We start from the raw sequence: 9,648 nt of genomic DNA, 5'->3' as shown, positions 1-9,648 counted from the left end.
GCCCAACGTCAGGAGATAGAAGCGATGTTTAGTCTAAGTGATTTGAAACAAACTAAGTTTTATCAGGAAGCGAAAGAGGAAGGTAGAGAGGAAGGAATCGAGTTAGGGAGACAACAAGAAAGACAAGTAGTCAAACTAGAAACTATCCCTAAACTACTCCAACTAGGATTAAGTGTGGAGATTATCTCTTCAACCTTAGAATTACCCTTAGAAACCGTGATTACAGAAGCCAGAAAATACCAAAACAATTAATTAAGTCGAAGATAATCTAGGGAGATTTTCGAGAGATCCTAAGATCTCTCTAACATTTAGGTAAGACGTTAAAAGGTTCCTATTTAGTGCAATAATATAATCCAGAAAGTAAGCCTCATTTTACCGTTATTTTGGTAATTATCATCACTATACTCCCTCTTCCCTATTCCCTCTTCCCTTTCATGTAGTTAATCTTCAACAAGAGTTTTAGCAGCTTCGAGCATTTCTTGACCAATATCTTGCAGGTGTTCATGATTATCGATATAAGTAGCTAAAGCTTGGAGATAATCCAGACTATGACCTACGTTAAATTCAGGAATACGTGGACTAGATGCAGGAGAAACAATCTCGGGATGGATACTAACTTGATGGGCTGAAGCTAAAGCTTCACCTAGGTTATTAGTATTAACTGCTGATAATTGTTCACTACGAAGTTTATAGAAAAGACGAACTACCGCATCTTGAATAGGATATTTAGCGATCGCTTTTAAAATAGTAGCTTCAGGAGTAGAAGAATCAGAAGCATCAACTCTAATCGTACAAAAACGACGCACATCAAGGGGACAAAATTGCCATTTAGCTTCACCACGAGTTAATTCTATTAAAACATAACCCTTATCTTCTTTTTCCTCAGAAAAATCTACTCTTTCAATACTCCCAGGATAAATAATCGGTGGATCATTGGAGGGGTTGAGATTCTGATGTTTATGGACGTGACCTAGTGCAACATAATCAATTTCTTCTCTTATTAATAAGGAAACAGGTACAGAAAAACCCTTACTAACCGCTAAAAATCTTTCTGAACCAATACTAGCGCGATCGAGCATTAAATGACCTAATAAAATTGTTGGGATATCTGGTTTTAACTTGCGTATTTCTCCCTCTAAAGCGCTTTCGAGACGATCGAGTAATAATTTATCGATTTCATTTAAAGAAAGATTGCGAGTAATCTCACGAGCTTGTAAAATAGTAGTAGTTAGCCAAGGAATCGTTATCACTTGAACATCACCATGGGGGGTGTTAATCAAATGAGTTTTAATTCTATCTCCTACGATAAAACCAGGAACATCTAGAGTACGATAGATTGATAAACTAGCACCACCATTACCCTGAGAATGTTGATCATGATTCCCTACTAACAAAATAGTTGCTATATTAGCCTTAGCTAATCGTTTAAATTGTTCTGCAAAAGCGTCATAAACGTAAGGAGGTGGGGTAGCATCAGGGAAAGCATCACCACCAAATAAAACTAAGTCAACATTAAGATCTATCGCCTTATCTATACAAGTGCTTAAGGTTTTGATAAAATCTTCTAAACGCGTATTAATACCTGTATTTGGATTAATTTTGCCGTGAGAAAAACCAGATCCCATGTGAATATCTGATAAGTGTAGAATTTTAATCATCTTTTTATGGATAAAACTATTAGTCTCATACTCTATAGTAAACCTGGTTGTCACCTCTGTGAGGGTTTAGCAGCTAAATTAGCAGAAATAGAAAATTTACAGTTAGATTTAGAGATTAGAGATATCACTACTCAACCTGATTGGTGGGAACGTTATCAGTATGAAATTCCTGTATTGTGTTTAAAACAAGGTACATTAGAACAACCCTTACCTCGTTTCTCTCCCCGTACCTCTGTGACCAAAATTACAGATATGTTGATTAAGTATTCTCAAAACCCATGAAATTAACAGAATTAATTCCCGCAATTGCGATTAATCCCTCTTGTTTAGCCAAAGAAATCACAGGATTGAGTACTAATTCTCAAACTTGTCAACCAGGAGACTTGTTTATTGGTATGCCAGGTACTAAAGTAGATGGAGGTACATTTTGGCGTGATGCTATAGCCAAAGGAGCGATCGCCGCTTTAATTACTCCTGATGCTTTTAATCAAGTTCCCCCTACTGCTGCTGATTGCGTGGTAGCTACAGAAAATATTATCGCCGATTGTGCTCAAATCGCTGCTAAATTTTATGGTTATCCCGCGCAAAAATTATCTTTAATTGGGGTAACGGGGACAAATGGAAAAACAACTACTACTCATCTCATCGAGTTTTTCCTAAATCAATCTCACTTACCTACAGCTTTACTAGGTACTCTCTACACGCGTTGGCGCAATCATCAGGTAACCGCAGTACACACAACACCCTTTGCAGTAGATTTACAAGCACAATTAGCCCAAGCTGTAGCTGCTGGTAATCAATATGGAGTCATGGAAGTAAGTTCTCACGCTTTAAGTCAAGGTAGGGTAGCAGGTTGTGGTTTTAAAGTAGGGGTATTTACTAATTTAACCCAAGATCACCTGGATTTTCATCGGGATATGGAAGATTATTTTCAAGCTAAATCTCTGTTATTTACCCCTGAATATCTTCAAGGACGTGCCATTATTAATCAAGACGATGCTTATGGTCAACGTTTGATTACTAGCTTAGCTAAAGAGCAAGTTTGGTCTTATAGTATTGAGGATAGTAACGCCGATATTTGGACTAGTGATTTAGTCTATCAATCAACTGGTGTAAGTGGCAAAATTCATACACCAATGGGAATAAAAGAGTTTAATTCACCATTGGTGGGTCAATTTAATTTAGCTAATTTACTCGCTGCTTACGCTGCTGTGTTAGCTATGGGTATTGAGATTGACCTAACTAGTTTAGCACAATTTCCTGGTGTTCCAGGACGAATGGAAAGGGTACAAATACAACCTAATCAGGATATCACCGTTATTGTTGATTATGCTCATACTCCTGATAGTTTAGAGAATTTATTAACAGCTGCTAGACCTTTTATTTCAGGACAAATGATCTGTGTGTTCGGTTGTGGAGGCGATCGCGATCGCACCAAACGCCCTCTGATGGCTAAAATAGCAGCAACACTAGCTGATCAAGTCGTGGTTACCTCCGATAATCCTCGTACAGAAAATCCCGAGCAAATCATTGCGGATATCTTAGAGGGAATCCCTCTCGGAGTTACTCCCCTAGTAGAAAGCGATCGCGCGACTGCTATACACAAAGCGATCGCCCTGGGTAAACCTGGTGATGCTATTTTAATCGCGGGAAAAGGTCATGAAGATTATCAAATTCTCGGGACAACTAAAATTCACTTTGACGATCGCGAACAAGCTAAAATTGCTTTAGAAAATCGTGTGTAATGTTATGATTATGGTTAAGCTTACATAACCAGATTAAATGATTCCTTCTCTACTTGCTAGCGAAATCAAAAACAGTATCGCCGAGTTTCTTGCTACAGAAGTTAGTCTCGCGACACCTAGTTTGGCAAACTCTCTTCAGGTAGATACTTCTTTTTTTCTAGGATTACCCTTGCGTCAAGGAACAATCCGTGATCTGAGTTTGGGTTTTACGCATTATCTTCACCAGGAGTTAGCCTTTAAACGGTTACAAGCACCTAATTATCAATCTACACTAATAGTAACAAAAACACCATCGAGTCAAACAGAATACTACTTAATGCCTATTTTAGACCATTGTTATCAACATAAGCACAAAAAAGGTATAAAAGCTATTCTTGTCTATCCTTTTGACTCCTTAGCTATAAATCAATCAAAATATCTAGCTAGTTTGCTTCAAGGTAACCCTAAACTCAACAATAACCTGAGCGCGGGATTATTGCTCAATACCTCGAGGGAAGAAAAACATCAGAGCACAGATATCAATATCCTGCGCCAAAATCCCCCAGATATCTTATTAACTAGCCCTAAAATGCTCAATTATTTACTGTTGAGTCCACTTAATCAACAGATTTGGGCAAGAAATACCTCATCAACCCTTCGTTACTTAGTTATAGAAGCATTACATACCTTTGACCAAACACAGAGTAGTGATTTAGCTGGTTTAATCAGACGTCTTAAAGCACGGTTGAATACACCCAGAAACCATTTAGTCTGTGTAGGAACTTTAGTCAGTTTAACAGTAAAAGACAATCAGCAAGAACTCTTAACTTACGCTAAAACCCTATTTGATGAAACTTTCTTAGCATCAGGGATAATCAGAGAAAATAGGCTCAGTTCAAGTGAATTTTTAGTAGATGCTACCATTAACCCTCAACCAATACCTACTGACTGTGAACTACTTAATCCCAAAAATTACCAAAACCTAACCAAGTATCTGGAAACTCAATATCAACTTTGGTTTAATCTCCCCCTCAACTCTAATTGGAATAGTGAATTAGCCAACCATCTCCAGTCTTTACCGATTATCCACAACATCTTCAAAATTTTTGACTCTCAACCAATTATTTCTCAACAAGATTTACAAACAAAATTAGCTGAAACTAATAGTTTTCCCTCTCACAATAACCCTGAATATCCTACACTAGTTCTAGATAGCCTCTTTTCCCTCTTGGCGATCGCTATCAATCCTGAAGGAAATCCCTGGGTAGAATTTCAGGTGCAATTTTCCTTAACTTCCTTAACTAAAATGGTCAAGAGAGTTACTAGCTTAGCTAGCATGGTGATTGCTACTATCTATAACTCCCCCTATCATAATCATTCCCCTGAATTAACCGTCTTCGCTGATTTAGCAGAAGATGTCTTAACAACAAGTCTCTACCAAATTACTATCCGTATTGCTTTAGCTCAGTTTTTAGTTACAACTAGTCAAGGTATATCAGTACAAATAATTTCTCAACAACTTCCCAATTATTGGCGAGCTAAATTAGGTAATGATCTAGATTATGTCTCTACATTTCTACCCCCTGATTTAGAGTCTCTCTCGGGTAAATTATCTCCTCAATTACTGCAATTACTCAATCAACGCTTAGAATCAGAAGCGATCGCCGAACTTGGTTTAAGATCTAGGGATCATGGTTCACTAGAAACTACAGCTACCTGTAGTATAAGTCTAGAAAAACTCTTCTTCACTCCAGCTTGTCAAGAATTATTAGGGATTTTAACTAGCCAAATTAGTGGACTAGAAAGACTACAACTAGAAGATGTAGAGCGATTTATCCTCGGTTTAGTCTATCATCTTCGTCAAAAAGTAGGAATTTTCGCTAATATTACCCCTGAAAAACCTGTTAATTTATTAACAACTTCCTGGTATCAAAATTGGCTAGATAAAATATTTTCCCCTTATTCACCTTTAATTGTTAATCAATTAGAAAATTTATCGGCAATTATCCTGGATAACTTAGTTAGAAAAGGTATCTTGAAGGTGGATAAAGCTAATCAAATTAGAGGTATTGCAGCAGAAGCATTGCTACTTAATAATCAGACTTATTCCCTTAACTGTAATCAATGTGGACATCAGATTATCTGCGATCCTAGTGAATTATTGCTTTGGACAAAAATGCCTTGTTTATGCTATCAATGTCAAGGAAATTATAGGCAGCCAAGTGAATCAAAAACTAATTTCTTGCGTAACTTTTATCGAGAAAGTAAATTACAAGGTATTTATGTACAAGATACTCCCTTATCAGAAGGTAAAATCAGAGATGCTGACTCCCTAACGATAACGATAACTAATAATACACAGCAAATATATAAGCCTGTCAAAATAATTAAACAGGGAGTAGATTCACTCTATTTAGATTTAGATATAACTCTCAAACAACAATTAATCGCTTATAGCTTAGATTGTTGGGTAATTAGTGGGATTAGTGTAGATGAACTACCAGAAAAACTAGGAGTTGTTCTCAATAATATACAAAAATTGCCGCCAAAATCTTTTCCCTATAATTGGTTAGAATTTTGCCACAATAATCAACAGCGAATCTTAGCTAATTTTGCCAAAATATTTTCAGAACAAATCAAACCTATAACTCAACAACAACTCCAAGATTTCATGGCAACAACTCAAGCAGGAGGAATGAGTCACCTTATCCTCAATCGGTTACAGAAATTAGCTACAAACCGGGAGCAAATAAAAAAACAACTTCAAACCTTAACTCTTGCTAATAAGCATGAAGAAATAGAATTACTTAAAAAGATTAACAAAAAAAGTATTTTAGATTTCTTGACAGAAGAAGAGCTATTTACCGAATACGTTTTACCCAATACTCAAGAAAATTTACTCAGCACAACTTTAGAAAACTCTCAAGATAAATCTAGCCCAGTTATTCCCCAATCTTCCTCTTTTGTTTCCCCCTACCTAGAAGAAATTATTACAGTTGAAACCAACTTAGAAGCACAAACAGAACTACCCTGGACAGAATTAGAAGAGATACTCTTTGATGAACATAGTTTAACTTTATTAGCTCATATGAGACAATATAAATGGTTATTTCCCAATGTAGGTTACGAATTAACTAATCAAAAAGGAACAGTTATCGGTGAAGCTGAATTTGCTTGGGTAGAGCAGAAAACAGCTTTATTACTCGATGATACTTACAGCCAAACTTTTCAAAATTATGGCTGGAATGTCTCTACTGTTGCAGCTACCCTGGAACAACCAGAAGTTTTTCGTCAAAAATATCTACGGTATCAATAATTATGTCTATTTCTCCTGTTCGGTTGGCGATATCTCTTGATTTTTTAGATGCTTTTAGCAAATTACCTAAACAAATTCAACATAAAACTCATAAATTAATCGATAATTTCCAAAAAAATCCTCAGCACAGGGGATTAAACTATGAGTCCATTAGACACGCTCGTGATCCTTATCTAAAATCTTTGCGTGTTGATCAAACCTATAGAGCGATCGTTCGTCAACCTGAGCAAGGTCATACTTATATATTATTATGGATCGACCACCATGATCTAGCTTATAACTGGGCTCAAAATCGATTATGTAAAATTAATCCTGAATCTGGAGCAGTACAAATCATCGATCTAGAGTTAGCCAAAAGTACAGAAACGGAGATTAATCAGCGTTATACTCCTGATATACCTCGTCGATTTCAAAATATTTCTAACCGTAACTTTTTGCGTTTAGGAGTCCCTGAAGAGTTCCTCGAAGCAGTAAGATCTGTAGTTACTGATGAGGATATTGACCAACTTTTACCACAGCTTCCCGAAGAAGCCGCCGATGCTATTGTAATGTTGGGTGCGGGTTATGCTCTAGAGAAGGTACTAGAAGAGCATCAGAAAAAACAAACAGAGTATATAGATACCAGTAATTTAGAAACAGCTTTAAACAGAGATGATAGTAAGCGCCGTTTTTATGTAGTTGAAAATGAATCAGATTTGTTGGCGATGTTAACAGAGCCTTTGGAAAAATGGCGAGTGTTTCTGCATCCTAGTCAACGTCGTCTCGTCGAAAAGGATTGGAAAGGTCCTGTACGCGTCTTAGGTGGTGCAGGTACGGGTAAAACTGTGGTGGCGATGCACCGTGCTAAATGGTTGGCTCAACATCGTTTTAATCAACCAGAAGACCTAATTTTCTTGACCACTTTTAGCAAAAATTTGGCTATTGATATTGAGATGAATTTGCGTAAAATCTGTTCACCTGAGATACAAAAGCGTATTCATGTAGAAAATATTGATTCTTGGGTCAGTAATTTTTTGAAAAAAGAAGGTATAACTAACAAAATTGCCTACGATGACCAGGTAAAAGCTCTTTGGCAGAAAGTTTATCGTCAAGCACCTTCTTCTCTGTCTCTGTCTTTATCTTTTTATCAAGATGAGTGGAAGAAAGTGATCCAAGCTCATAATATTTTGACTCTCAAGGATTATTTAGCGATTTCTCGGGTAGGAAGGGGGACTAGTTTACAGCGAACCCAAAGAGTAGCGGTTTGGTCAGTATTCGCTCAATATCGCGCTCTCCTTCAAGAAGAGGGATTCAAGGAGTTTGATGATGCTTTGCGAGAGGCTTATCATCTACTTCAAGGTAAGTCCTTACCTTTTCGCTCGATTATCGTTGATGAAGCTCAAGATATGAGTGAAGGTGTCTTTCGCTTACTATTAGCTATGGTTGGCAATAGTAAAAATAATCTTTTTATCGTCGGTGATCCTCATCAGCGTATCTATTCACATCAGGTGGTGTTGAGTCGTTGTGGAATCGAGATTCGAGGTCGATCGCGTAAATTAAGAATCAATTATCGTACTACACAGCAGATTGGGCAGTGGGCAAGGTCTATATTACAAGATATTAACTTTGATGATCTCGATGGACGCTCTGATAACCTCACAGACTATCATTCTTTACTCAGTGGTGAAGAACCTTTGATTCAAGGATTCTCCTCCCAAACAAAGGAAATCAAGTTTTTACAACAAAAGATTAAGCAAATATCTAATCATGTTCCTCTAGAGAGTATTTGTTTAGTGTTGAGAACTAATTATTTGATTGAGATTTACCAACAAGCTTTAGAAAAATATAATATTCTTACTTACAAAATTCGCCCTAATGAAGCTGACTATCAATCACTACCAGGTCTGCGCATTACGACTATGCACCGAGTCAAAGGATTACAGTTTGAATATATTTTTCTTCCCTGTCTTAATCAAGATATTCTCCCTCTGGAAAAAGCTTTAAAATCAGCTCCTGATCTAACTACACGTGAAAATCTTCTCAATCTGGAGCGATCGCTATTGTACGTTGCAGCAACCCGAGCTAAACAGTTGGTTACTATTAGTTATTATGGTAAACCTAGCCCTTTTTTGTATTTATAATTCTAATAACCCCACAGGTGGATTAATTTCAATACGTTGAGTTTCTAAATCTACCACGGGTACTATTTCTTTAACAAAGGGTATCAAGACTTTATTTTCTTTCCCTTCTAGGGTTACTTCTAATAAATCGTTACCTAAAAATAAAACAGCAGTCACTATCCCAATTTTCGTCCCGTCGATTTGATGATATACCGACAGGTTAATTAAATCGGGTACGTGATATTCATCAACACCTAATTCAGGACGATCGCTTTTGTCAACCAACAATTTAGCACCTTTTAAGTTTTCTGCTGCCGTGCGATCGCTTACTTGAGCTAACTTAACTACATAAATATTCTTACCAGGAATTGGGTAACTTGAGACTAATTCTACTACTTCTGGGACACTCTCCTGGGGACGTTGTAACCATCTTTTCCCTAGTTGGGTAAATCTTTCGGGGAAATCACTACTATTTTTAACCCTTAATTCCCCTTTTAAACCTTGGGGAGCAACAATCTCCCCAATTTCCAACCATTGATCATTCATTTTACTGTGTTTCCTAACCTTTGAGTTTTTGACGTAATCTATTTTGTTGTTTTTTGAGTTGTCTTTGTCGGGCTGATCCACCTCTACCTTTATGATTACGTCCTTCTTTACGAGGTGATTCCCAACGCTTTAAAAGTCGAGACATAGAAAAGTATATTGTTACTTGTTTATCTATCTTATTATAGTCACCAGTGACATACTCCTACACCGAATCAAAGATTACGCTGTAGGCTTCTTATCTTTCACCTTCAGAGATGATTGACCGTTTTTGAGTGAGGCGATGCCCATCCCCACTTTTTTAATTA

The 9,648-nt window shown here is 37.0% G+C and carries 7 protein-coding genes; 5 read left to right on the top strand and 2 right to left on the bottom strand.

All coding sequences use genetic code 11. The features are described 5' to 3' along the window. Positions 1–252 (top strand): hypothetical protein (locus tag EA365_09925; protein ID TVQ44577.1); only part of this gene is annotated, 252 nt, incomplete at its 5' end. Positions 253–440: 188 nt separating this feature from the next. On the opposite strand, the gene sbcD is transcribed toward EA365_09925, so the two are convergent. Continuing rightward, positions 441–1,658 (bottom strand): exonuclease subunit SbcD, encoded by a 1,218-nt coding sequence (gene sbcD / locus EA365_09920; GenBank protein ID TVQ44576.1) that lies wholly within the window; start codon positions 1,656–1,658, stop codon positions 441–443. An 18-nt stretch (positions 1,659–1,676) separates the two neighbouring features. On the opposite strand from sbcD, the gene EA365_09915 reads away from it, so the two are divergent. The 4 genes from EA365_09915 to EA365_09900 are packed head-to-tail and all read left to right on the top strand — an operon-like array spanning position 1,677 to position 8,818. Further along, positions 1,677–1,940: a glutaredoxin family protein gene (locus EA365_09915; protein TVQ44578.1), complete on the top strand. Its 264-nt coding sequence runs from the start codon at positions 1,677–1,679 to the stop codon at positions 1,938–1,940. Beyond that, positions 1,937–3,403, top strand: a complete 1,467-nt coding sequence (locus EA365_09910) for a UDP-N-acetylmuramoyl-L-alanyl-D-glutamate--2,6-diaminopimelate ligase (GenBank protein TVQ44575.1) — start codon at positions 1,937–1,939, stop codon at positions 3,401–3,403. Before EA365_09915 ends, EA365_09910 begins: the two co-directional genes overlap by 4 nt. 37 nt (positions 3,404–3,440) lie before the next feature. Then, the gene (locus EA365_09905) at positions 3,441–6,698 is read left to right on the top strand and encodes a DEAD/DEAH box helicase (GenBank protein TVQ44574.1); all 3,258 of its coding nucleotides are present in this window, start codon (positions 3,441–3,443) and stop codon (positions 6,696–6,698) included. A gap of 2 nt (positions 6,699–6,700) precedes the next feature. Beyond that, on the top strand, positions 6,701–8,818 hold the full coding sequence (locus EA365_09900; protein TVQ44573.1) for a DNA helicase: 2,118 nt from the start codon (positions 6,701–6,703) through the stop codon (positions 8,816–8,818). On the opposite strand, the gene rimM is transcribed toward EA365_09900, so the two are convergent. Further along, a complete protein-coding gene (gene rimM / locus EA365_09895; protein TVQ44572.1) occupies positions 8,813–9,343 on the bottom strand; it encodes a ribosome maturation factor RimM in 531 nt (176 codons plus the stop codon). The two genes, EA365_09900 and rimM, sit on opposite strands and share 6 nt — an antisense overlap. Positions 9,344–9,648 lie beyond the last annotated feature (305 nt).

Origin of the sequence: Gloeocapsa sp. DLM2.Bin57 (assembly GCA_007693955.1) — a bacterium.
Lineage (GTDB): Bacteria > Cyanobacteriota > Cyanobacteriia > Cyanobacteriales > Gloeocapsaceae > Gloeocapsa.
This window is presented reverse-complemented; position numbering and strand designations above follow the sequence as displayed.

Bases quoted from the DNA above. Each gene is read 5' to 3' on its own strand.
- EA365_09910 (TVQ44575.1), top strand. From the start codon at position 1,937: ATGAAATTAACAGAATTAATTCCCGCAATTGCGATTAATCCCTCTTGT.
- sbcD (TVQ44576.1), bottom strand. From the start codon at position 1,658: ATGATTAAAATTCTACACTTATCAGATATTCACATGGGATCTGGTTTT.
- EA365_09900 (TVQ44573.1), top strand. From the start codon at position 6,701: ATGTCTATTTCTCCTGTTCGGTTGGCGATATCTCTTGATTTTTTAGAT.
- EA365_09905 (TVQ44574.1), top strand. From the start codon at position 3,441: ATGATTCCTTCTCTACTTGCTAGCGAAATCAAAAACAGTATCGCCGAG.
- rimM (TVQ44572.1), bottom strand. From the start codon at position 9,343: ATGAATGATCAATGGTTGGAAATTGGGGAGATTGTTGCTCCCCAAGGT.